A 21,924-nucleotide genomic window follows, 5' to 3' on the forward strand; every position below is an offset into this window, starting at 1 on the left:
GTTCCCACCCGGTTCCTGGCTCACGGCCGCCCCACAAGTGCCGTGTCAGACCCCCTTGCGCCGGACCGCCGACCGGCGAACGGCGCGTTGACGGAGTGTCGCCGCAGGTGCGCGCGGCGGTGAAGGCCGCCCGCCGCGGGGCGGCGAACCCACGGGCCGGTGCGATCGGGCATGGCCGGTGCGGAACTGTCGGACCGCGATCGTATGGTCATGGGCGTGGAGATCGGTGTTCAAGGAACTCTGGACGATCTGGGCACGCCCCTCGACCAGGTGACCTTCGTCGTGTTCGACCTGGAGACGACGGGTGGTTCGTCCGCCGAGCACGCCATCACCGAGATCGGCGCGGTCAAGGTGCGCGGTGGCGAGGTGCTCGGCGAGTTCGCCACGCTCGTCGACCCCGGCCGTCCCATCCCGCCGTTCATCGCCGTGCTCACCGGCATCACCGACGTGATGGTCATGGCCGCGCCGCGCATCGAGCAGGTCCTGCCCGCGTTCCTGGAGTTCACGCGCGGCGCCACGCTGGTCGCGCACAACGCCCCCTTCGACGTCGGCTTCATCAAGGCCAACTGCCAGGCCCACGGCTACCCTCCCCCGGCCAACCCGGTGGTCGACACCGCAGACCTGGCCCGGCGCGTCCTGACGCGCGACGAGGTGCCCAACTGCAAGCTCTCCACGCTGGCCCGGGTCTTCCGCAGCGGCACCGAGCCGTGTCACCGCGCCCTGGCCGACGCCAAGGCGACCGTCGACGTCCTGCACGCGCTCATCGAACGCGTCGGGGCCTACGGCGTGCAGACCCTCGAAGAGCTCAAGGGCTTCGTCCGGGCCCCCACCCCCGAGCAGAAGCGCAAGCGTCACCTGGCCGCGAGCATCCCGAGCGCCCCCGGCGTCTACGTCTTCGAGGACGAACGCGGCGAGGCCCTGTACGTCGGCAAGAGCGGCGACCTGCGCCAGCGGGTCAAGTCCTACTTCACCGCCAGCGAGACCCGGCCGCGCATCCGCGAGATGATCGGCATCGCCGAGCGGGTGCGGCCGATCGTCTGCGCCACCGGCCTGGAGGCCGAGGTGCGCGAGCTGCGGCTGATCGGGGCGACCAAGCCCCGCTACAACCGCCGGTCGCGGTTCCCCGAGAAGGTCGTCTGGCTCAAACTGACCGACGAGCCGTTCCCCCGCCTGTCCGTCGTCCGCGAGGTCAAGGCCGACCAGGGCACCTATCTCGGCCCCTTCACCTCCGCGCGCGGCGCCGAGGACGCCAAGTCGGCGCTGCACGAGGCCGTGCCGCTGCGGCAGTGCACCGAGCGCATCTCCACGCGCACCAGCCGTCCCGCGTGCGTGCTGGCCGAGATGGGCCGCTGCGGGGCGCCGTGCGAGGGTCGCCAGGGGGTCGACGAGTACCGGCGCCACGCCGACGAGGCCCGCGCCGCCATGGAACACGACCCGGGCCCGGTGTTCTCGGCGCTGGAGGCCCGCATGCAGCGACTGGCCGCCGAGCAGCGCTATGAGGAGGCCGCGGTCGACCGCGACCGGCTGGCCGTCTACGTGCGCACGGCGGCGCGCATGCAGCGGCTGCGGTCGCTGACCGGCATACCCGAGCTGATCGCCGCCAGCCCCGCGTTCGACGGCGGCTGGGACATCCACGTCGTGCGGTACGGCCGCCTGACCGCGGCGGGCGTGATGCCCAAGGGCGCCCACCCGACTCCGTACGTCGACGCTCTGGTCGCCACCGCCGAGACCGTCACGCCCGGGCCTGGCCCGCTCCCGGCCGCCATCGCCGAAGAGACCGAGTGCATCCTGCGCTGGCTGGAGTCCCCCGGTGTCCGGCTGGTCCGCGTCGACGGCGGCTGGAGCCTGCCGGCCCGCGGCGCCGCCCGTCTGAAGTCCCGCATCGACCGCGCCTACGACGGCCTGCGCGCCTACGAGAACCTCCACCCCCGCCACCCCCGCGAAGGCCGCCCCCTCCGCTGACGAACGGCCACCGAGCCAGCCGACCGAGCAGACTCGGATTCCGTGAGGGGGCCCTCAAACGGTTCGCTGCGGAGCCGGGGGCGTTCACCGGCATCCGCGATTCGTCCGTGTCTACAACTCGATCAGACGTTCCTTCAACCGCGTGCTGACACGCAGAATGTCCTCACGATCCGACGTGATCACCACTGCGCCGCGATCCTCCCCGAGGATCGCGACGTGCACATCGGTCACGTCCGCGTGCCCCGAATCGCGGGTTCTCAGACCGATACGCTTCGCGGCCTCGCTGTCCAGCGGAACCTTGGTGCACTGCTCTGGCTTCAGTCCGAGCAGGGCCGCCAGACGGGCCTGACGTCCGTGGCCGCCTCTCCATACTTGCGCCAGGACCGCATCGGGCAGAACCAAGCGAGCCTGCCCGCGTCGCACCTGCAGCAGGAGCGCCGTCATGCGCTCGTCCGCTCTTTCCAGAGCGATCAGGGCCCCGGAATCCAGGACATACTCCGGAGAAGGATTCATGCGGCGTCGTCCGCCGCTACGGAAGCGCTACCAAGCTTGGCCTGACGCGCCTTGGCCAGCGCCTCATCCGCCCACGCCTTCGCGTCCTCCCCTGGCTCTCCTGTCTCAGCCACCATGCTGGCGATCAGCAGGTCGAGTGGATCGAAATCCCTGAGGCTCTCAGCGGCTCGCGTCATGTAGGCGGACACGGAATCGAAGTGGCCCTCGTGCACCTGCTCCCTGATGTAGGCGACCAGCTCTTCGGGAACGGTAACGGTGATCTTCATGGTGGCCATACTCGGCATCATATCGGCCACCATACCGATTACCCTTGATCGGCGTTCACGCTTCGCAATCAAACGATCACAAATGCCGTTGCGTCCACCCGGGTGCGGGGAGCCGTCCATGAGCCTGGTCAGCATCGGTGAGTTCGCGCGTCTGTCGCCTCTGTCGGCCAAGGCGCTGCGCCTGTACGACGAACTCGGGCTGCTGGTGCCGGCCCGCGTCGACCCGCATACCGGCTACCGCTGGTACGCGGCGGCGCGACTGGACCAGGCCCGCCTGGTGTCGGCACTGCGCCGCGTCGGCGTGCCGCTGGCCCGGATCAAGGACATCGTGTCCCTGGAACCGCGGGCTAGACTGCCGTGTCGTGCAGGAGACGCGCCTCGACACCGCTCGAATTCGGGCGGCTCGCCGGCTGATCGACCCGATGTTCCTCGACACTCCGCTGTATCCCTGCGACGCGCTGGAGCCCGGCCTGGGCTGCGCGGTGAGCATCAAGCTCGAAACGGCGAACCCGGTACGCAGCTTCAAGGCCCGCGGCACCGAGGTGATCGCGAGCCTGCTCGCCGGCGGTGGCTCGCGAGCCGTGGTGTGCGCCAGCGCGGGCAACCTCGGCCAGGCCCTCGCGTGGTCCGGTCGCGGGCGGGGGGTCGACGTCACCGTCGTGGCCTCCCGCTTCGCGCCCGCGGCCAAGCTCGACCGCATCCGCGCGCTGGGCGCCACGCTGGAGCTGGTGGACGGCGACTTCGACATGGCCCGCGAACGGGCCGCGGACCTCGCGCGGTACGAGGGCATCCGGCTGGTCGAGGACAGCCTGGACATCGAGACCTGTGAGGGCGCGGCGACCATCGGCCTGGAACTGGTGGACCCGGTGCCGTCGTTCGACGCCGTCCTGATCGCTCTTGGCGGCGGGGCACTGGCCACCGGCGTGGGTCATGTGGTCAAGGCCCTGGCGCCCGAGGTCGAGGTGATCTGCGTCCAGCCGCTGGGCGCGCCGGCGATGACCCGCTCCTTCCGCGAGCGGCGCGTCGTCACCACCGACTCAACCGACACCATCGCCGACGGCGTCGCCGGCCGTCGTCCCATCCCGGCCGTCCTGGACGATCTCCTCCTGGTCGCCGACGACGCCGTCCTGGTCCAGGAGGTGTCGATCATGGCCGGGATGCGGATGCTCCTCGACCACGCCGGTCTGGTCGTCGAACCGTCGGCCGCGCTCGGCATCGCGGCGGTCCTCGAAGACCGTGACCGCTTCGCCGGACGGCACGTCGTCACCATCGTGTGCGGCGGCAACGTCGACCTGGACGCCTATCACCGCTGGGTGGGGGTGGCGCCCGGCCACGGGTCCTGACGACCGCGCCGGCTCCGGCGCACCGGCCCGCCTCCTACGCGGCCCAGGGGGACCGCAGACGGATCTCGCGGCCCGGCCAGCGGGTCACCGGCGCACCTCCCACAGGGCTCAGGGTGCCCGCAGACCGATCTCGCGGCCCGGCCAGCGGGAGCGGAGCCAGCGGTCGTGGCTGGCGATCACTATGGTGCCGGGCCCCGTGCCCATGGCCTCCTCGAGTTCGTCGGACAGGCGGGGCGAGAGGTGGTTGGTCGGCTCGTCCAGCAGCAGCAGTTCGGGCGGGTCCGCCACGAGCAGCGCGAGCGCGAGGCGGCGGCGCTGGCCGACCGACAGTTCTCCGACCCGCTTGCCGCGCTCTCGCGGGCCGAGCAGGCCAAGGGAGCGCAGCGGCACCGACTCGGCGCGCTCGGCGCCGAGCGCCGACTCGTAGGTTTCCAGAGCGGTGCGGTCCGGTCTGTCGAACACGGTGTCCTGGGCCAGCAAGCCGACGCTGAGCCCGGGCCGCCGCCGCACCGCGCCGGAGGCGTCCAGCCGCCCGGCCAGCACCGCCAGAAGCGTCGACTTTCCCGCTCCGTTGGGCCCGGTGACCAGCAGACGATCGGTCGCCGAGACATCGAGGCGGCCGAGCGTGAGCCGTCCCGGTACGCCGATCCCCCGCATCGACACCAGAAGCCCATCGGCGAGCGCGGCCCCGCCTATGGCCGAGTGGGCGGAGCCGTCGGAGTGTGCGGAGTCGGCCGGGTCGCCGGAGGTGGCGGTGGCGGCGAGGGCGGGGGGATGGAACCGTAGCGGCGTCGGGGGCGGGGGTACCTGGGCGCGTCCCAGGTCGGCGAGCCTGCGGGCGGCGGCGCGTACGCGGCTGGAAATCTGGTTCTGCACCCGGCCGCTCCGGCGGCCGTAGCCCATCTTGTCCTTGTCGCGCAGCAGACGGTTCGGCGCGACCTGGTGCGCGGCGACGGCGACCGAGCGGCGCAGCTCGGCGAGCTCCTCCTGCTCCTCGGCGAAGCGCCGCCGCCAGCGCTCGCGCTCGGCACGCTTCTCGGCCTGGTAGGCGGTGTAGTTGCCGCCGTACCGGACAGGCCCGTCCACCGCGGGATCGAGATCGATCACGTCCGTGCAGACGGCGTCGAGGAACGCCCGGTCGTGGCTCGCCACCACGACGGCGCCGGGCAGGCCGCGCAGCCGTTCCTCCAGGAAGGTCGCGGCGTCGTCGTCGAGATGGTTGGTGGGCTCGTCCAGCAGCAGGGCCGCCGGACGCCGGACCAACAGGGCGGCCAGCGCCAGCCTGGCCCGCCTGCCCCCGGACAGGGAGCCGAGCGTGCGGTCGTGCGGCACGCCGTCGAGTCCGAGGCCCGCCAGGACGATCTCGGCGCGCCGGTCGGCGTCCCACACCTCGTCCTGCTGCGCGCGTTCGAGCCGCTCACCGTAGGCGGCGAGAAGCCCGGCCGCGGCCGGGGAGTCCGGCGGGGCGTCGGCGAGGGCCTGCGCGAGCCTGTCCAGCTCGGCCAGGCTCGCGCGCGCCTCGCGCAGGGCGTCGTCCAGCACGCCGGCGATCGTGGCGGCGGCGTCGAACGGCATCTCCTGGTGCAGGAAGCCCAGGTCGGGTGGCCGGACGACGCTGCCGGCGTCCGGCTCGTCGGCTCCGGCCAGCAGCCGCAGCAGCGTGGACTTGCCGACGCCGTTCTCGCCGATCAGGCCGATACGGTGCCCGGGCGCCGCGGTGAGGCTGACCCCGTCGAGCACCCGCCTCGTCCCAAGGATGCGCACGAGATCGTGCGCGAGCAGAGCTGTCTCAGACATTCGGTATCACCAGGGGAAGAGTCGCGGAGAGGCGTCAGGCGGGCTCAGGAGCGGCGGTCTCCTGGAGGCGGGCGTCGGCGAGCCGGAGCCAGCGGTCGACCTTGATCTCGGCGAGGAAGCGTTCGTCGTGGCTGACGACCACGAAGGCGCCCTCGTAGGCGTTCAGCGCGCTCTCCAGCTGGCCGACGCTGACCAGGTCGAGGTTGTTGGTCGGCTCGTCCAGCAGCAGCAACTGGGGCGCGGGCTCGGCGTACAGGACGCAGGCCAGGGTGGCGCGCAGCCGCTCGCCGCCGGACAGCACGCCGACCGGCAGGTGGACGCGGGAACCGCGGAACAGGAAGCGGGCGAGCAGGTTCATCCGCTGCGCCTCCGGCATCTCGGGCGCGGACGCGGCGAGGTTCTCCGCCACGGTGCGGCCGAGGTCCAGCAGGTCCAGCCGCTGGGACAGGTAGGCCACGCGGCCGTCGGCCCGCCTGACCAGCCCGCCCTCCGGCTCCAAGTCGCCGTTGAGCAGGCGCAGCAGGGTGGACTTGCCGGCGCCGTTGGAGCCGGTCAGGGCGATGCGCTCGGGCCCACGGATGGTCAGGTCGAGGCCGTCGCCCGCGAACAGGGGCCGCTCGCCGTAGCGCACCTGCATCCGCTCGCCGAGGAAGACCGTGCGCCCGGCGGGGACGTTGGTGCCGGGCAGCTCCAGCGTGATCTTCTGCTCGTCGCGCAGGGCCCGGCTCGCCTCGTCCAGCTTGGACTTGGCGTCGCCGACCCGCGCGGCGTGCGTCTCATTGGACCTGCCCGCCGACTCCTGGGCGCGCCGCTTCAGACCGCCGGCGATGATCTTCGGCAGGCCGGCGTTGCCCAGGTTGCGCGCGGCGTTGCTCGCCCGGCGATCCGCCCGCTCACGCGCCTGCTGCATCTCGCGCTTCTCGCGCTTGACCTCCTGCTCGGCGTTGCGGATGTTCTTCTCGGCGACCTCACGGGCGGCGCGGACGGCCTCCTCGTACTCGGTGAAGTTCCCGCCGTAGGAGCGCAGCTCTCCCCCGTCGAGCTCGGCGATGCGGTCCATGCGGTCGAGCAGCGCCCGGTCGTGGCTGACCAGCAGCAGGCAGCCGTTCCAGTCTTCGAGCACCGCGTAGAGCTTGCGGCGCGCGTCGAGGTCGAGGTTGTTGGTGGGCTCGTCGAGCAGCAGGACGTCGGGGCGTCTGAGGAGCTGCGCCGCCAGGCCGAGCGAGACGACCTGGCCACCGCTGAGGGTGTGCAGGGGGCGGGTGAGGGCGAGGTCGCCGAGGCCGAGCCGGTCGAGCTGGGCCCGGGTGCGTTCCTCGATGTCCCAGTCGTCGCCGATCGTGGTGAAGTGCTCCTCACGGGCGTCACCGGCCTCGATGGCGTCCAGCGCCTCGATCACCGGGGCGACGCCGAGGACCTCGGCCACCGTCGGGTCGCCGAGCAGGGGCAGCGTCTGCGGGAGGTAGCCGAGCACTCCCCCGGCGGACACGCCGCCCGCGGTGGGCCGGAGCTCGCCGGCGATCAGCTTGAGGAGCGTGCTCTTGCCTGCGCCGTTCGGCGCGACGAGGCCGGTGCGGCCGCCGCCCACGGTGAAGGACAGATCGTCGAAGACCGGGGTGTCGTCCGGCCAGGAGAAGGAGAGGTTGGAGCAGATGATGAACGCGTCGGACATGGATGAGACCTTGGAGTGTGCCGCTGGCGCGCGCCTCGGCCGCTCAGCGGGGACGGGTATGGGAACGACGAGAAACGGCCACCGCGGCCGCGCTCCCGCGCGCCGTCAGCCGGCCGTCGACCTCCGGAATCACCCGGAGATGTCGTCGTCACCTGCCACGTCTGGTCTCCCTAAGCCGACATATCGTGCCAGGCACTATAGCAGCCTCCCCCTGCCATCCCGCTCAGCCGGTTCCACCCCCGCCGGCCCATGTTCTGTGCTCTCCGGCCCACCATGCCGCGAGCGCGGGTGGGCCGGAGTGAGGTCGTCGGTCTCAGACGGGGAATGTGCCGGTTTTGATGCCGGAGAGGAAGGCCGACCACTCAGCGGGCATGAGGGTGAGCATCGCCCCCGACCCGATCTTGCTGTCGCGCACCGCGACCATCCCAGCGGACCAGGCCGAGGCCACTTCCACGCAGTTGTCACCTTCAGGACCGCTGTAACTGCTCTTACGCCACCGCAGGTCCGCGAGATCAGAGGTCATCACGCTGCACCACTTCCTCGATGAGCCGGAGAGATTGCCGGCACGACAGGGCCTCAGCTCGGATCATGTCGAACCCGCGGGCCAACCGGACGAGTGTTGCCCGGTCGTCCACGGTACGCCCATAGGGCTGCGCGCCCACATAGGCAGCGTAGGCCGATCCGTCCCGTTCGGCGATGATGAAACCGCCCGCTACACCCCAGTGCACATCCGTCGCGCTAGAGACGATCTGGATGGTGAGCTGGGGTGGGCGGACCAGTTCCAGCAGGAATCGCAGTTGCTCCTTCATGACGGCCACGCCTCCCACCTGGCGGCGGATCACGGCCTCATCCATGATCACATTGATCACGGGCGGCCGCTTGCGCTCCAGGATCATCCGGCGGCGCATGCGCCCCGCGACGCGCTCGTCCACCTCCTCCTCGGTGATGCCGGGCGACACGCCGATGATGCGTCGGGCGTACGCCTCGGTCTGCAGCAGGCCGGGGATGATCGTGGGCTCCCAGCAACACAGGTCGGTGGCGTCCTGCTCCTCGTCCAGCCACGGCCGGAAGTGCTCGGGCGCCTGCGGCCAGGTGGTCGCGGTGTAGAGCCTCGCCATGGTGCCGTCGAGCCCGAGGACCCGGTCGCACAGTTCGGCGAACTGCTGGGACGGCCGGCGCTTGGTCTGCTCCACGAGGTTGACCATGGAGTCGGAGAAGCCGATGCGCTCGGCGAGTTGCCGCTGGCTGAGGTTCGCCCGGCGGCGATGGCGGCGCAACTCGAAGGCGAAGAGGGCGCGGGGGGACTCGTGGGGATCGACATCTTTCCCGGGGAACATTTATCACCTACCTGACTAAAATCGGGCCCATCGGCAACCAACTCTCCTGCTGACAGAACAGTGGGCACGAGGTCGGCCGATTCCGTCGTCGATCGTAGCTTCGGGTCGTCATTCTGATGAGGCGAATCGTCAAGAGGGACGAGATTCGACCGGCGAATGGAAAAGGCGCGTAGATGACGACAGGAAGCCTTCTCGGGGCCATCGATCTGATCGGTTCTCCCGAATCGGTCTCCCTCGCACGTGCGTACGTGCGCGAGAAGCTCGGCCGCGAGCACCCCGCGCTCCACGACGTCACACTCCTGGTATCCGAAGTCGTCACGAACGCCGTCGTCCATTCCAATTCCGGGAACGGCGGCACGGTGACGCTCGTGCTCGCCGACTGCCACGAGTTCATCCATGTCGACGTGGTGGACGCAGGAGGTGGTGACGCTCCCCGCGTGCGCTGTGACCTGTACGGCGAGAGCGGGCGCGGCCTGCTGCTGGTCCAGGAGATCTCACACCGCTGGGACGTTCTCCAGCACCCCGCGGGCCGGACCGTCTGGTTCCAGGTGAAGTACACGCGCGAGAAGTGAAACGTGGCGAGAAACGCCCGGACGATCACTCATTCCCTGTGCGGCCACGAGGGTTCCGTGCGCCGGCGGCAATGAATCCCCATGAGCGGAGACGGCGGCTCGGCGAACGCCTTAAAAAATTTGGATCCGGTCTCCCCTCGGCCGCACCGCCGTCCCGGCACGCCCGGAAATCACCTTATGCATATATGAATCCAGTGGGGATGAACGAATAAGTGATCTCGGCTTACCCTCTCCCTCGAGTCCGTCGGCCGCCGATTCGCCGAGCCGGTTCACCTGGCGGAATGATCCCGTCCTGGGGGCACCCCACTCCTTGCCCTGATCTCGCCCGATCGATCATCGGAGGATCCGGCCGCACGAGATGATCGATCAGCGGATCGGCCGCACCTCGAGATCGGCGTCCTGGTCGCCGGGCATACGCTCCTGTCTCGCGCCGGCCCGGCGGTCCCGCGTCCTGCTTCGGGGAGGAAAGACGTTGTTCTACGAGATCCGCCGCTATCAGACTCGGCCCGGCATGCGGGACGAGTGGGTGGAGTACATGGAGGGGACGGTGATCCCCTACATGACCGAACGTGGCATGTCGGTGATCGCCTCCCTCGTCGACGAGGAGGACCCGGACGGCTACGTCACGCTGCGCCGCTTCGCGAGCGAAGCAGAGCACGAGCGGATCTACGCCGCCACCTACCAGACCGACCGCTGGAAGAACGAGATCTATCCGATGGTCGAGAAGTTCCTTGATCTCGAAGCCGTCACCGTCACCAGAGCCTCGCCCACCCACCACGGCCTCCTGCTCTGACAGAGCCGGATGCGGGGGAAGGCGCACGCGGCGCTAGAGTCGGGCCAAGCCGTACTCGAAGGGGAGAGCTCGTATGATCACCGCGATCGTGCACATCAAGGCTGAGGTCGACCGGATTCCCGAAGTCGCGCAGACGATCGCCGAGCTTGACCGGGTCAGCGAGGTGTACTCGATCACCGGTGACTACGACCTGGTGGCGATGGTGCGCGTCTCCGCCTACGAGGAGATCGCCGAGGTGATCCCGGGGCGGATCAACAAGGTGCCCGGCGTCCTCGCCACCGAGACCCACCTGGCGTTCCGCACCTACTCCAAGCACGACCTCGACTCCGCCTTCTCCATCGGCTTCGCCGAAGCCGACTGAGCATCCTCCGGCAGCCGGGATGCAAGAACTCCGGCCGGGATAGGCCGGGTGGAGTGCCGGGCACCGGTTCTTGGTGGTCATTGTCCAGTGCTGAGGGCTCGGGCTACGGTGAGGCTGTCTTCGTAGATGTGGAAGCGGGTCACCAAGCCGTCCTGGACCGTGAGGTGGAGGGCGAACGGCGAGGTGTACGCGGCGCCGCCGTCCCGCACGGTCTGCCTGATCTCGCCGAGCACCACGGCGTGCGCACCATCGACCAGGATCCACCGTACGGACGTGCCGTTCAGTTCGGGCACATGGTGGGCTTCCAGGGACCGGAAATGGTCGGCCACGTCGGCCCGGCCGGACCGGGGCCGAATCCACGGCACCGCCGGGTGCCCCTCGGCCGGCCAGGCGAGGCCCCAGTCGACCGGCTCGGCGAACAGCTCCGAGGTGCGGTCGTGATCGCCTTCGGCCATCCGGCGCAGCAGTTCCGCCACGACATCACGGGTGTCATCGCTCATGCCCCGAGCCTCTCGCCTCAGGGCGAGGCCCGTCGATTACCCACCAGGTAAGGCGGAGCCCGCACGAGGCATCATCGGCCCGTCCGCAGGACGAGAACGGCCGGCCCCGAGGCGGGGACGGCCCGGTGCGTGGGGCCAGGCATGGCCGGCGCGGCGCGAAAGGCCGGCCCCAGAGGTGAGGCCGGCCCGTGCGTATGCCGGTCTGCCGCATACGCGGAATCTGGTGCGTGCGCGGGTCAGGAACGTTGCTTGTACGAGCGGCTGGTCTCGACCCAGCGGGTGAGCGTTTCGGCGGCGCGGCCGGAGTCGACGGCCTCGGCGGCCCGGGCGTAGGCCCTGGTCATCGCCGCCACCAGGGCGTCGCCGGGCGGCCCGGGGTCGGGCGCGGTGGCGCCGGCGTCCAGGCTGACCAGGGCGGCGGCGGCGTTCAGCAGCACCGCGTCGCGCACCGGGCCGCCCTTGCCGCCGACCAGGTCGTTGACGGCCCGGGCGTTGAACTCGACGTCCCCGCCGCGCAGCGCGTCGGCCTCGGAGCGCGGCACGCCGATGTCCAGCGGGTCGAAGGCGGTCTCGACGGCCGTGCCGTCACGCACGACCCACACGGTCGAGGTGGTGGCCGTGGAGAGCTCGTCGAGGCCGTCGTCGCCGCGGAACACCAGGGCCGACACGCCGCGCTCGGCGAAGACGCCGGCGACGACGGGCAGCATGCGCGCGTCGTAGACGCCGATGGCCTGCGCCGACGGGCGGGCCGGGTTGGTGAGCGGGCCGAGGAAGTTGAAGAAGGTCGGGATGCCGATCTCTTTGCGGACGGGGCCGGCGAACCGCAGGGCCGGGTGGTAGACCGGCGCGAAGCAGAACGCGATGCCCGCCTCGACGGCCGTGCGCGCGGTGGACTCCGGGGACAGGTCGAGGACGATGCCGAGGTGTTCGAGCACGTCGGCGGCGCCCACCGAGGAGGACGCCGAGCGGTTGCCGTGCTTGACGACCCGGGCCCCGGCCGCGGCGGCGACGATCGCGGCCATGGTGGAGACGTTGACGGTGTGCGCGCGGTCGCCGCCGGTGCCCACGATGTCGACGGTGGGGCCGTCGACCGACAGCGGCGTGGCCCGGTCGAGCATGGTGCGCGCCAGCCCGACGACCTCGGCCACCGTCTCGCCCTTGGCCTTCAGCGCCGTGGCGAAGGCGGCGATCTGGGCGGTCGTGGCGGAGCCGGACATGATCTCGCCCATCGCCCAGGCGGTCTCGTCGGCGGTGAGGTGCTCACGGGCGAGCAGGGCCGTGAGCAGCGCGGGCCACGTGGTGCGCGCGTCCATGGGGTCTCCGGGTCAGTGGGAGGTGATGCGGGAGGCCGAACGGCTCCGCATGAGGCCGGCGACCGCCTCGGCGAGCGCCATGGGGTCGATCGGCTGCGCCACGACGGCGTCGGCGCGGGACCAGTCGGCGAGCCAGCGGTCGTCGCGACGCCCGATGATCACACAGATCGGCGGGCAGTCGTACACCTCGTCCTTGGCCTGGCGGCAGATGCCCATGCCGCCCGCGGGGACGGCCTCGCCGTCGAGGACGGCCACGTCGATCTCTCCGGAATCCAGGTGCTTGACGACCGCCGGCTGCGTGGCGCACTCGACGATCTCCACGAGGGGCACGTCGGCGGCGGGACGCCGTCCGATCGCCAGCCGCACCTTCTCGCGGGTGCTTGCGTCGTCGCTGTAGACGAGAACCCTCATGCTCACGGTCGCGCTCACTATCGATTGGGACGAGGTATGGTCACCACGGATGCTACCTGTCCCCGGCGACGGAAACCCAGACCAGTCACACTTAGCGCCGTTCCCGGCTTATGTCTGGTTTATCGGGGTGAGGTGGCCTTACCGGGGGGTCGTGCGCCGACCCGACCCCTCCAGCCGCAATAATGCTGGGCGTGGCGACAGCATCCGCAATTACGACGACAGCAGCACCGTCCCGCCGGCCGAACCTGGTCCAGGTCGGGACGATCGTCTGGCTGTCCTCTGAGCTCATGTTCTTCGCGGCGCTGTTCGCGATGTACTTCACCATCCGGTCGGTCAGCCTCGGCCAGGGCAAACCCTGGCCCACGCTGCCTGAAGGCGTCCACCTGGACATCCCGTACGCGCTGGTCAACACGATCGTGCTGGTGCTGTCGAGTGTGACGTGCCAGCTCGGCGTGTGGGCCGCTGAGAAGGGTCAGGTCAGGAAGCTCCGGTTCTGGTACATCATCAGCTTCCTCATGGGCGCCTGGTTCGTCGGCGGGCAGCTGTACGAGTACCACAACCTCGTGGAAGAGGGCGTGACCCTGTCCTCCAACGCCTACGGTTCGGTCTTCTACCTGACCACGGGCTTCCACGGCCTGCACGTGACCGGTGGTCTGATCGCGTTCCTGTTCATGCTGGGACGCACGTACGCCGCGAAGCGCTTCACACATGAGCAGGCCACCAGCGCGATCGTCGTGTCCTACTACTGGCACTTCGTTGACGTCGTCTGGATCGGCCTCTTCGCGACCATCTACATCATCAAATGATCGGAACGAGGATATCGGTGAACTCGATCACCGCACGGAGGCGGCATCCGCTCGCGCGATACGCCGTCCTCCTCCTTGCCCTGAGCCTCCTCGGCGGGGTGTACGCCCTGGTGGCGCCCGGAGGAGACCGAGCTGACGCGGCGATCGCCTCCGGCAAGGCGGACGACGTGGCGGCGGGCAAGGATCTGTTCGCGGCACACTGCGCGAGCTGCCACGGCCTGAACGGCGAGGGGTCCTACTCCTCCGGCGGTGCATCGGGCCCGAGCCTCGTCGGCGTCGGCGCCGCGGCCGTGGACTTCCAGGTGTCCAGCGGCCGCATGCCGTTCTCCGACCCCGGCCCCCAGGCGCCGCGCAAGCGCCCGCCGGACTGGGTGAACCAGGACACGATCCGGCAGCTGGCCGCGTACGTGCAGTCGCTGGGCGGCGGTCCGACCAAGCCCTCCCTGGAGGCGACCGACCCGTCCAAGGGCGACCCCGCCAAGGGCGGCGAGCTGTTTCGCGCGAACTGCATCCAGTGCCACAACTTCGTCGGGTCGGGCGGCGGCCTGACCTACGGCAAGTACGCACCTCCGCTGAACCCCGCCACCCCCACCCAGATCTACGAGGCGATGGCCACGGGCCCGCAGGCGATGCCGGTCTTCAACGACAGCACGATCACGCCCGAGGAGAAGCGGGACATGATCGCCTACATCGTCAGCGTCCGCCAGCAGCCCGACCCGGGCGGCAGCGGCCTCGGCCGCATCGGCCCGGTGACCGAGGGCCTGGTCGGCTGGATCGTCGGCATCAGCCTCCTCGCCCTCGCCGCCATCTGGATCACCGCGAAGAAGCGTCAGGCCAACCATGACTGAGATCCCGAACGACATCGAGCAGGCCGAAGATCGCGTCCCGAGGCGCGTCATCGGCACGCCCCCTCCGGGGGGTGAGACGTCGGCGCTCGGCGCGCCGGCCAGCGCCCACGAGGAGATCGTGCACGAGGGGGTGACGTTCCCCGACCCGGCCAAGGCCCGCAAGGCCGAGCGCGTCGTCGCCCTGCTGTTCGTGGTGTCCTTCGTCGCCGCGATCGTGTTCATCGTGTCGTACGTCGTCTTCCAGGTCGGCACCATCGACAAGACCCAGACCTCCAACTTCGCCCTCGGAGCCTCGCTGACCGTCGCCTTGCTGTCGCTGGCGGCCGGCATCGTGGTCTGGGTCCGCGGCATCATGCCGAAGTACAACCTGGTCCAGGAGCGCCACCCGATGGCGACCGGGGCGGAGGTCCGCGAGAACGTCAACGCGACGTTCCTGCAGGGCGCCAACGAGAGCGGCTTCGTCAAGCACAAGCTGCTGCGCCGCACGCTCCTGCTGGCCGCGGCCCCGCTCGGCCTGCTGCCGCTGGTGCTGCTGAAGGACCTCGGCCCCCTGCCGGGCACGACGCTGCGGCACACGGTGTGGAAGAAGGGCCTTCGCCTGATGGTGGAGGGCACCAAGCAGCCGATCCGCGCGGCCGACTTCAACTCCCCCGGCGGCATCCTGTCGGTGGTCCCGGAGGGGCACGAGGAGGATCTGAACGCGCTGGCCAAGGCCACGCTGATCCTCATCAAGTTCCGGCCGGAGGACATCAAATCGGGCACCAAGCTCAATTGGACCCACGACGGCATCGTTGCGTACTCTAAAATCTGCACGCACGTGGGCTGCCCCGCGGCGCTTTACGAGCAGACGACGCACCACATCCTCTGCCCCTGCCACCAGTCCACCTTCGACGCCGCCGACGGAGCGAAGGTCATCTTCGGCCCCGCGGCGCGTCCCCTGCCCCAGCTGCCGATCGGCGTCGACGGCGAGGGCTACCTCATCGCACAGAGCGACTTCAACGTCCCGGTCGGCCCCAGCTTCTGGGAGCGCGGGGACGCCGAAGCCGAAGTCAGGGGGAAGGCATGAGCCTGGACAGCACTCCGAAGGCCATCGCAGGACCCGCGAACTTCATCGACGAGCGCATCGGCGCGGGCAACTTCCTCAAGCGCAACCTGCGCAAGGTCTTCCCGGACCACTGGTCGTTCCTGCTCGGTGAGATCGCCCTGTACTCGTTCGTCATCCTGCTGCTCACCGGTACGTTCCTGACGTTCTGGTTCAGGCCGAGCATGGGCGAGGTCACCTACAACGGCGCCTACGCGCCGCTGGTGGGCGTGCGCATGTCCGAGGCGTACGCCTCCTCGCTGCACATCAGCTTCGACGTGCGCGGCGGCCTTCTCATCCGGCAGATCCACCACTGGGCGGCGCTGCTGTTCGTGGCGGGCATGATGGTGCACATGCTCCGGGTGTTCTTCACCGGCGCCTACCGCAAGCCGCGCGAGCTCAACTGGATCATCGGCGTCCTGCTGCTCACCCTGGCTCTGCTGGAGGGCCTGACCGGCTACTCCCTGCCCGACGACCTGCTCTCCGGCGCCGGTCTGCGGATCACCGAGGGTGTGGCCATCTCCATCCCGCTGGTGGGCACGTACATCACCTACTTCCTGTTCGGCGGGGAGTATCCAGGCCACGACGTGATCTCGCGGTTCTACAGCATCCACATCCTGCTGATCCCGGGCATCCTGCTGGCGCTGATCTCGGCCCACCTGATCCTCATGTGGGTGCAGAAGCACACCCAGATGCCGGGCAAGGGCCGCACCGAGCAGAACGTGGTCGGCGCGCCGTTCTACCCGTCGTTCATGGCCAAGTCGGGCGCGTACTTCCTGTTCACGTTCGGCGTGGTGGCGCTGCTCGGCACCTTCGCCCAGATCAACCCGATCTGGTTGTTCGGGCCGTACACGCCGGCCGACATCTCGGCCGGCTCGCAGCCCGACTTCTACATGGGCTTCCTGGAGGGCTCGCTGCGGCTCATGCCGTCGTGGGAGATCAACTTCCTGGGGTACACCCTGCCGCTGAGCGTGCTCATCCCGGCGCTGGGGCCGATGGGCCTCATCATGACGGGCCTGGCGCTCTACCCGTTCGCGGAGCAGTGGATCACCGGTGACCGCAGCGAGCACCACCTCGCCGACCGTCCCCGCAACAACCCGCACCGCACCTCGATCGGCATCGCGGCCATCACGTTCTACGGCCTGCTGTGGCTGCTGGGCGCCAACGACTGGATCTCGGCGAAGTTCCACATCTCGCTCTACACCACGACCGAGGTCGGCCGCGTGCTGATCTTCGTCGGGCCGGCGATCGCGTACTTCGTCACCTACCGCATGTGCATCGGCCTCCAGCGCCACGACGCGGACGTGCTGTCGCACGGCGTCGAGTCCGGCGTCATCAAGCGCCTGCCGCACGGCGAGTACATCGAGGTGCACGTGCCGCCGGCCGAGGACATCGCGGCGCACGTGCGCGGCAAGAAGGCCATCCCGGCCATCGCCGCCGCGCCCGACCGCGACGGCATCCCGCCGAAGGGCATGCGCGGCCCGATCGGCCGGCTGCGGGCCCGGCTCAGCGAGACCTACTCGGGCGACACCGAGGCGATCTCCCTGGACGGGCACGACGGTCACCACAACGGGCACGACGGCCACGGGGCGCCGCACGCGGCGGTGGGCGCCGGGCCGGCGGACGAGACGACCAAGTCGATCGGCCACTGACGCATCGGCACACCGGCCGCCACGGCGGCCGGCCGCGGAGAGGGCCCGGGCGCACCACGCGCCCGGGCCCTCTCCGTTTCGTCTTCCCTGGAGCCCTTCCGTGCCTGGAGCCCTTCCGTGGCCCGGCGCCTCCGCGCTCCGTGCGCCGTCAGGAGGTGACGCGCCGCTTGGAGGTGTCGGTCTGCCGGGTCAGGTGGTCGCTGACCGGGACGGCCGACAGGGCCTCGGTGGTGAAGCCCGAGCGCAGCCCGCTCCATCGCAGCCACTGGGGCCAGCTCTCCTGCCAGTACCCCCATCCGTTGCCCGGGTCCAGCTGGCGCGGCGTGCCGCTCACGATGATCGGGTCGCCGATGAGGGTGACCTCCTTGAACCACTTGGCATTGGACGGGCTGACGTTGATGCAGCCGTGGCTGACGTTGGAGTTGCCCTGCGAGCCCACCGACCACGGGGCGCCGTGGACGTACTCGCCGGTGTCGGAGATGCGCACGGTGTCGTAGACGGTCAGGCTGTAGTACCCGGCGCTGCCGGGGCCGGCGTCCGGGGAGGTCATGGTCGTGACGTCCTCCCGTGACATGGCCAGGTGGACCCCGTTGGTCGTGTAGTGGTTCCAGCTTCCGCCGTCCCCCGCGCTGAGCGGGATGGTCCTGATGACCTCGCCGTCGCGCTTCACCGTCATCTGGTGGCTGACGGTGTCGGCGTGGCTGATCTGGGCGCGGCCCACCTCGAACTCGCGGACGTAGTCCTGGGTGCCGTACATGCCGGGCGCGCCGCGCACCCCGGCGAGTTGCGCGACGAGCTTGACCTTGGTGTTGGCCGGCCACCATTTCTTGGGCCGGAAGCTCACCGACTTGTCGTCGAACCAGTGCCAGGCGCCCTCCACCGGCTTGGAGCTCTGGACCATCAGGTTGCGCTCGACCGACACCCGGTCGGTGATGCCGTGGGTGAAGGTCAGCATGATCGGCATTCCGACGCCCACGGTGAGGCCGGTGATGTCCTTGTTGGGCAGGATCTTGTCGACCGCGAAGGTCTGTGTGGCCTTCTGCGTGGAGAACTCGCTGGTCACCTGCTTGGTGGCGCCCGAGGGGCCGACGGCGACGACGGTGACCTGGTAGGTCTCGCCGGGGGCCGTGCCGCGCTTGCTGCGCCACTGGGTGCGGTCGGCGCTCAGCACGCCCCCGACCAGGGTGTTGCCGGCCTTGCCGCGCACCGTGACGCTCCTGAGAGCGCCGTTGACGGCTCCGACCATGACGGGCAGTTCAGGAGCCACCAGGGCCGCCCCGTTGCCCGGAGAGACGCTCACAGCCACGTCCTGCCGTGAGCCAGAGGTACCTTGTCCTTTCTCGGTTCCGGGGCCCGCGCAACCACCTGCCAGCAGCAGGGCCAGCGCCCCCGTTCCCATGGCGACCACCCGGATCTCGACGTGTCTCACGTTACGTCTCCCCCGCTCCGATGGATCACTCCTTGTGAGTTATTACCCGGTTACAGCGTGTCGTGTACCCGTGCAGAAGGAGAAAGGCCGCAACGACCAGCAAAAAAGCCGCGCGGGCGACCGACGCTCCCTTGACGGAGAGCTCGGCCGCCCGCGCGGCGGAAGTGGGGTGGACGGGACCGGACGACGGGCGCGCCGCCGTCCGGGGCCGTCTGTCAGTGCGTGAAGTGACCCCGGTAGTACTGGAAGACGAAGCCGATGGTCGCCATGATCACCGCGAAGACGCCGACGATGAACATCCACCAGCCGATGACGAAGCCCACGGTCATCAGGGCGACCGCGAGGCACAGGAACAGCGGCCACCAGCTGGAGGGGCTGAAGAAGCCCAGCTCGCCGGCGCCGTCGCTGATCTCGGCGTCCTTCCTGTCCTCCGGCTGGTCGCCGATGCGGCGCGCCGTGTAGAGCAGGTAGTAGCCGATCATGAGCGCCAGGCCCACCGAGATGGCGAGCGCGGTGGTGCCGGTGGGCTCCTTGGACCAGAACCAGTAGACCAGGTCCACGGCGGCGAAGAAGACGCCGCAGAGGAGGAACAGCCAGCCCTGAACCTTCATCGGGTTCCCTCCAGCTCCTTCTCCGGCGCCAGCCGGTGCGGGTTCTTCAGGTCGAACGCGGGACGCTCGGACCGGATGCGGGGCAGCCGGCTGAAGTTGTGCCGCGGCGGCGGGCAGGAGGTCGCCCACTCAAGGGAGTTGCCGAAGCCCCACGGGTCGTCGACGGTGACCTTCGGCGCGTGCCGCCAGGTCCGCCACACGTTGTAGAGGAACGGCAGCGTCGAGGCGCCGAGGATGAACGCGCCCACCGAGGAGACCACGTTCAGGTCGGTGAACCCGTCGGCCGCCGAGTAGTCGGCGTAGCGGCGGGGGAAGCCCTCGGCGCCGAGCCAGTGCTGCACCAGGAAGGTGGTGTGGAAGCCGATGAACAGCGTCCAGAAGTGCCACTTGCCGAGGGTGTCGTTCAGCATCCTGCCGGTGAACTTCGGCCACCAGAAGTAGAAGCCGGAGAACATCGCGAACACCACGGTGCCGAAGACGACGTAGTGGAAGTGGGCCACGACGAAGTAGGAGTCGCTGACCTGGAAGTCCAGCGGAGGCGAGGCCAGGATGATGCCGGTCAGGCCGCCGAACAGGAACGTCACCAGGAAGCCCACCGCGAACAGCATCGGCGAGGCGAAGGTGATGTGGCCGCGCCACATCGTGCCGATCCAGTTGAAGAACTTCACGCCGGTGGGCACCGCGATGAGGAACGTCATGAACGAGAAGAACGGCAGGAGCACCTGGCCGGTGACGAACATGTGGTGCGCCCACACCGCGGCCGACAGGCCGGCGATGGCGATCGTCGCGCCGATGAGGCTCATGTAACCGAAGATCGGCTTGCGGCTGAAGACCGGCAGGACCTCGGTGATGATGCCGAAGAACGGCAGCGCGATGATGTAGACCTCGGGATGGCCGAAGAACCAGAACAGGTGCTGCCACAGCATGGCGCCACCGGTGGCCGAGTCGAAGATGTGCGCGCCGAGGTGGCGGTCGGCCTCCAGGCCGAGCAGCGCGGCGGCCAGCACCGGGAACGCCAGCAGCACCAGGATGCTGGTGAGCAGGATGTTCCAGGTGAAGATCGGCATGCGGAACATCGTCATGCCGGGGGCGCGCATGCAGATGATCGTGGTGATGAAGTTCACCGCGCCCAGGATGGTGCCGATGCCGGACATCGACAGGCCCATGATCCACAGGTCGCCGCCGAGCCCCGGGGAGGAGACGGCGTCCGACAGGGGCGTGTAGGCCGTCCAGCCGAAGGAGGCGGCGCCGTCGGGGGTGAAGAAGCCCGAGACGGCGATCGTGCTGCCGAACAGGTAGAGCCAGTAGCTCACCATGTTCAGCCGGGGGAACGCCACGTCCGGCGCGCCGATCTGCAGCGGCATCAGCTCGTTGGCGAAGCCCGCGAACAGCGGGGTCGCGAACATCAGCAGCATGATCGTGCCGTGCATGGTGAACAGCTGGTTGAACTGCTCGTTGCTGACGAACTCAAGACCCGGCTGGGCCAGCTCGGCGCGCATGATCAGGGCCATGACGCCGCCGATGAGGAAGAACACGAACGAGGTGATCAGGTAGAGGTGCCCGATCACCTTGTGGTCGGTCGAAGAGAGCCACCGGGCGATGACGGTCCCCTTGCGGGCGCTCCGCGGGGCGACGCCCACTCGGATCGGCTCGTTGATGGCGGTCACTGGGCACTCCCCGCCTGGCTGTTGACGTACTGGTCGTACTCGGCCTGCGGCACGAGTTTCACGGTGAAGAGCATCCGGCTGTGGTCGACGCCGCACAGCTCGGCGCATCGGCCGGCGAAAATGCCGGGCTTGTCGAGGGTGTGGATCTCGAAGACGTTCTTCACGCCCGGGAGCACGTCGCGCTTGAACAGGAACGCGGGCACCCAGAACGAGTGGGCGACGTCCGGCGAGGTCAGCTCGAACTGCACCGACTTGTTCATCGGGAGCACCAGCTCGGGGCGCTTGGCCGGGGTGCCGACGACGCTGACGGTCTTGCCGCCGCTCTCGCTGGTGAAGCGCCAGCTCCACTGGAAGCCCTCGACGTGCACCTTGACGTCGGGGTTCTTCGATACCGCGGTGATGGTGCTCTCGTCACGGGCGGTGAAGTAGAAGAACACCGCGACCATGATGATCGGCACCGTGGTGTAGAGGATCTCGATCGGCAGGTTGTAGCGCACCTGCGGCGGCAGAGCGTCCCCGCTGTTCTTGCGCTTGCGGTGGAACGCGCAGGCCCAGAGGATCAAACCCCAGACGACGACACCGACGGCGAGGGAGGCGATCCAGGCACCGTTCCACAGACTCTGGATGATGCCGGCCTCTTTGGTGACGCCTTGGGGGAAGCCGGCACGATCCCACGTGCCAGGGCCCCCACACGCCGTCAGGGAAACCAGCAGCGCCGCCAGGGCGGCGGCGCCCGGCACCCTTCGGGCCAACGGACGCCGTCTAGTACGGCGGGTCGGACTCACGGATCGCCTACCCCACAGATAAAGCCCAAGAGTCCCCCTCCTGGGCGGTCGTTTCCAGGTTCACGTTGTTCGCGTTCTTGGTTGTCTCACGTCACGCTGGGGGACACATTAGCGCGCACAGGGCCCGCCCCCCTTCTCAGCCCCCGCGAACGGCGGTCCCGGGGCGCGCTCACCCCGTCGCGGTGACCCCGGCCGCGGGTGCGAG

Annotated in this window: 22 protein-coding genes and 1 pseudogene; 10 read left to right on the forward strand and 13 right to left on the reverse strand. The window is 69.6% G+C overall.

What is annotated here, in order from left to right:
- Positions 1-216 precede the first annotated feature (216 nt).
- Positions 217-1,962, forward strand: coding sequence for a DEDD exonuclease domain-containing protein (locus ABZT47_RS19245; protein ID WP_354843441.1), 1,746 nt, complete (start codon positions 217-219; stop codon positions 1,960-1,962).
- Between the two features lie 111 nt (positions 1,963-2,073).
- On the opposite strand, the gene ABZT47_RS19250 is transcribed toward ABZT47_RS19245, so the two are convergent.
- Both ABZT47_RS19250 and ABZT47_RS19255 read right to left on the reverse strand, forming a co-directional pair.
- A complete protein-coding gene (locus ABZT47_RS19250) occupies positions 2,074-2,475 on the reverse strand; it encodes a PIN domain-containing protein (RefSeq protein WP_354843443.1) in 402 nt (133 codons plus the stop codon).
- The gene (locus ABZT47_RS19255; protein ID WP_354843445.1) at positions 2,472-2,750 is read right to left on the reverse strand and encodes a ribbon-helix-helix domain-containing protein; all 279 of its coding nucleotides are present in this window, start codon (positions 2,748-2,750) and stop codon (positions 2,472-2,474) included. Before ABZT47_RS19255 ends, ABZT47_RS19250 begins: the two co-directional genes overlap by 4 nt.
- Positions 2,751-2,859: 109 nt before the next feature.
- Between ABZT47_RS19255 and ABZT47_RS19260 the strand changes: the two are divergent.
- Positions 2,860-3,063: pseudogene (locus ABZT47_RS19260) on the forward strand (MerR family transcriptional regulator); the annotation flags it as partial.
- 40 nt (positions 3,064-3,103) lie between these two features.
- On the forward strand, positions 3,104-4,084 hold the full coding sequence (locus ABZT47_RS19265; protein ID WP_354843447.1) for a pyridoxal-phosphate dependent enzyme: 981 nt from the start codon (positions 3,104-3,106) through the stop codon (positions 4,082-4,084).
- 108 nt (positions 4,085-4,192) lie between these two features.
- Here ABZT47_RS19265 and ABZT47_RS19270 read toward each other — a convergent pair whose 3' ends face one another.
- The 4 genes from ABZT47_RS19270 to ABZT47_RS19285 form a co-directional block, all read right to left on the reverse strand.
- The gene (locus ABZT47_RS19270; RefSeq protein ID WP_354843450.1) at positions 4,193-5,881 is read right to left on the reverse strand and encodes an ATP-binding cassette domain-containing protein; all 1,689 of its coding nucleotides are present in this window, start codon (positions 5,879-5,881) and stop codon (positions 4,193-4,195) included.
- A 34-nt stretch (positions 5,882-5,915) separates the two neighbouring features.
- Positions 5,916-7,553, reverse strand: coding sequence for a ribosomal protection-like ABC-F family protein (abc-f, locus tag ABZT47_RS19275; RefSeq protein ID WP_354843453.1), 1,638 nt, complete (start codon positions 7,551-7,553; stop codon positions 5,916-5,918).
- Between the two features lie 313 nt (positions 7,554-7,866).
- The gene (locus ABZT47_RS19280; protein ID WP_354843455.1) at positions 7,867-8,076 is read right to left on the reverse strand and encodes a DUF397 domain-containing protein; all 210 of its coding nucleotides are present in this window, start codon (positions 8,074-8,076) and stop codon (positions 7,867-7,869) included.
- Complete coding sequence (locus tag ABZT47_RS19285; protein WP_354843458.1) at positions 8,066-8,890, reverse strand: helix-turn-helix transcriptional regulator; 825 nt, start codon at positions 8,888-8,890, stop codon at positions 8,066-8,068. The genes ABZT47_RS19280 and ABZT47_RS19285 overlap by 11 nt, the downstream gene beginning before the upstream one ends.
- A gap of 173 nt (positions 8,891-9,063) precedes the next feature.
- Between ABZT47_RS19285 and ABZT47_RS19290 the strand changes: the two genes are divergently transcribed.
- The 3 genes from ABZT47_RS19290 (at position 9,064) to ABZT47_RS19300 (ending at position 10,616) form a co-directional block, all read left to right on the forward strand.
- Positions 9,064-9,462 carry an ATP-binding protein gene (locus ABZT47_RS19290; protein ID WP_354843460.1) on the forward strand — a complete coding sequence of 133 codons (399 nt, stop codon included), beginning with the start codon at positions 9,064-9,066 and terminating at the stop codon, positions 9,460-9,462.
- A gap of 472 nt (positions 9,463-9,934) precedes the next feature.
- On the forward strand, positions 9,935-10,255 hold the full coding sequence (locus tag ABZT47_RS19295; protein WP_354843463.1) for an NIPSNAP family protein: 321 nt from the start codon (positions 9,935-9,937) through the stop codon (positions 10,253-10,255).
- 73 nt (positions 10,256-10,328) lie between these two features.
- Positions 10,329-10,616: an Lrp/AsnC ligand binding domain-containing protein gene (locus tag ABZT47_RS19300; protein ID WP_354843466.1), complete on the forward strand. Its 288-nt coding sequence runs from the start codon at positions 10,329-10,331 to the stop codon at positions 10,614-10,616.
- Between the two features lie 77 nt (positions 10,617-10,693).
- On the opposite strand, the gene ABZT47_RS19305 is transcribed toward ABZT47_RS19300, so the two are convergent.
- From ABZT47_RS19305 to ABZT47_RS19315, 3 genes are all read right to left on the reverse strand, one after another.
- Positions 10,694-11,116 carry a nuclear transport factor 2 family protein gene (locus ABZT47_RS19305; protein ID WP_354843468.1) on the reverse strand — a complete coding sequence of 141 codons (423 nt, stop codon included), beginning with the start codon at positions 11,114-11,116 and terminating at the stop codon, positions 10,694-10,696.
- 236 nt (positions 11,117-11,352) lie between these two features.
- The gene (trpD, locus tag ABZT47_RS19310; RefSeq protein ID WP_354843471.1) at positions 11,353-12,429 is read right to left on the reverse strand and encodes an anthranilate phosphoribosyltransferase; all 1,077 of its coding nucleotides are present in this window, start codon (positions 12,427-12,429) and stop codon (positions 11,353-11,355) included.
- Positions 12,430-12,441: 12 nt separating this feature from the next.
- The gene (locus ABZT47_RS19315) at positions 12,442-12,840 is read right to left on the reverse strand and encodes a hypothetical protein (protein WP_354843872.1); all 399 of its coding nucleotides are present in this window, start codon (positions 12,838-12,840) and stop codon (positions 12,442-12,444) included.
- A gap of 182 nt (positions 12,841-13,022) precedes the next feature.
- Here ABZT47_RS19315 and ABZT47_RS19320 point away from each other — a divergent pair, with 182 nt between their 5' ends.
- Genes ABZT47_RS19320 through ABZT47_RS19335 form a run of 4 tightly spaced genes read left to right on the forward strand, consistent with a single transcriptional unit; the run spans position 13,023 to position 17,227 of the window.
- A complete protein-coding gene (locus tag ABZT47_RS19320; RefSeq protein WP_354843474.1) occupies positions 13,023-13,646 on the forward strand; it encodes a heme-copper oxidase subunit III in 624 nt (207 codons plus the stop codon).
- A gap of 17 nt (positions 13,647-13,663) precedes the next feature.
- Positions 13,664-14,494, forward strand: coding sequence for a cytochrome c (locus ABZT47_RS19325; protein ID WP_354843477.1), 831 nt, complete (start codon positions 13,664-13,666; stop codon positions 14,492-14,494).
- Entirely contained in the window at positions 14,487-15,560 is a 1,074-nt protein-coding gene (locus tag ABZT47_RS19330; protein ID WP_354843479.1) for a Rieske 2Fe-2S domain-containing protein, read from the forward strand. Before ABZT47_RS19325 ends, ABZT47_RS19330 begins: the two co-directional genes overlap by 8 nt.
- Complete coding sequence (locus tag ABZT47_RS19335) at positions 15,557-17,227, forward strand: ubiquinol-cytochrome c reductase cytochrome b subunit (RefSeq protein WP_354843482.1); 1,671 nt, start codon at positions 15,557-15,559, stop codon at positions 17,225-17,227. The genes ABZT47_RS19330 and ABZT47_RS19335 overlap by 4 nt, the downstream gene beginning before the upstream one ends.
- Positions 17,228-17,375: 148 nt before the next feature.
- Here ABZT47_RS19335 and ABZT47_RS19340 read toward each other — a convergent pair whose 3' ends face one another.
- The 4 genes from ABZT47_RS19340 to coxB all read right to left on the reverse strand — a co-directional run bounded on the left by ABZT47_RS19340 (position 17,376) and on the right by coxB (position 21,686).
- Positions 17,376-18,527: an Ig-like domain-containing protein gene (locus tag ABZT47_RS19340; protein WP_354843485.1), complete on the reverse strand. Its 1,152-nt coding sequence runs from the start codon at positions 18,525-18,527 to the stop codon at positions 17,376-17,378.
- A gap of 344 nt (positions 18,528-18,871) precedes the next feature.
- Positions 18,872-19,267: a cytochrome c oxidase subunit 4 gene (locus ABZT47_RS19345; protein WP_354843487.1), complete on the reverse strand. Its 396-nt coding sequence runs from the start codon at positions 19,265-19,267 to the stop codon at positions 18,872-18,874.
- Entirely contained in the window at positions 19,264-20,934 is a 1,671-nt protein-coding gene (ctaD, locus tag ABZT47_RS19350) for a cytochrome c oxidase subunit I (protein ID WP_354843490.1), read from the reverse strand. The genes ABZT47_RS19345 and ctaD overlap by 4 nt, the downstream gene beginning before the upstream one ends.
- The gene (coxB, locus tag ABZT47_RS19355) at positions 20,931-21,686 is read right to left on the reverse strand and encodes a cytochrome c oxidase subunit II (protein WP_354843493.1); all 756 of its coding nucleotides are present in this window, start codon (positions 21,684-21,686) and stop codon (positions 20,931-20,933) included. Before coxB ends, ctaD begins: the two co-directional genes overlap by 4 nt.
- Positions 21,687-21,924: the final 238 nt, after the last annotated feature.

Origin of the sequence: Sphaerisporangium sp. NPDC005289, assembly GCF_040607455.1 — a bacterium.
Classification (GTDB): domain Bacteria; phylum Actinomycetota; class Actinomycetes; order Streptosporangiales; family Streptosporangiaceae; genus Sphaerisporangium; species Sphaerisporangium rhizosphaerae.

Coding starts and splice junctions, on each gene's coding strand:
- ABZT47_RS19250 (WP_354843443.1), bottom strand. CDS start 2,475: ATGAATCCTTCTCCGGAGTATGTCCTGGATTCCGGGGCCCTGATCGCT.
- ABZT47_RS19255 (WP_354843445.1), bottom strand. CDS start 2,750: ATGGCCACCATGAAGATCACCGTTACCGTTCCCGAAGAGCTGGTCGCC.
- ABZT47_RS19270 (WP_354843450.1), bottom strand. CDS start 5,881: ATGTCTGAGACAGCTCTGCTCGCGCACGATCTCGTGCGCATCCTTGGG.
- abc-f (WP_354843453.1), bottom strand. CDS start 7,553: ATGTCCGACGCGTTCATCATCTGCTCCAACCTCTCCTTCTCCTGGCCG.
- ABZT47_RS19280 (WP_354843455.1), bottom strand. CDS start 8,076: ATGACCTCTGATCTCGCGGACCTGCGGTGGCGTAAGAGCAGTTACAGC.
- ABZT47_RS19285 (WP_354843458.1), bottom strand. CDS start 8,890: ATGTTCCCCGGGAAAGATGTCGATCCCCACGAGTCCCCCCGCGCCCTC.
- ABZT47_RS19290 (WP_354843460.1), top strand. CDS start 9,064: ATGACGACAGGAAGCCTTCTCGGGGCCATCGATCTGATCGGTTCTCCC.
- ABZT47_RS19300 (WP_354843466.1), top strand. CDS start 10,329: ATGATCACCGCGATCGTGCACATCAAGGCTGAGGTCGACCGGATTCCC.
- ABZT47_RS19305 (WP_354843468.1), bottom strand. CDS start 11,116: ATGAGCGATGACACCCGTGATGTCGTGGCGGAACTGCTGCGCCGGATG.
- trpD (WP_354843471.1), bottom strand. CDS start 12,429: ATGGACGCGCGCACCACGTGGCCCGCGCTGCTCACGGCCCTGCTCGCC.
- ABZT47_RS19315 (WP_354843872.1), bottom strand. CDS start 12,840: ATGAGGGTTCTCGTCTACAGCGACGACGCAAGCACCCGCGAGAAGGTG.
- ABZT47_RS19320 (WP_354843474.1), top strand. CDS start 13,023: ATGCTGGGCGTGGCGACAGCATCCGCAATTACGACGACAGCAGCACCG.
- ABZT47_RS19330 (WP_354843479.1), top strand. CDS start 14,487: ATGACTGAGATCCCGAACGACATCGAGCAGGCCGAAGATCGCGTCCCG.
- ABZT47_RS19335 (WP_354843482.1), top strand. CDS start 15,557: ATGAGCCTGGACAGCACTCCGAAGGCCATCGCAGGACCCGCGAACTTC.
- ABZT47_RS19345 (WP_354843487.1), bottom strand. CDS start 19,267: ATGAAGGTTCAGGGCTGGCTGTTCCTCCTCTGCGGCGTCTTCTTCGCC.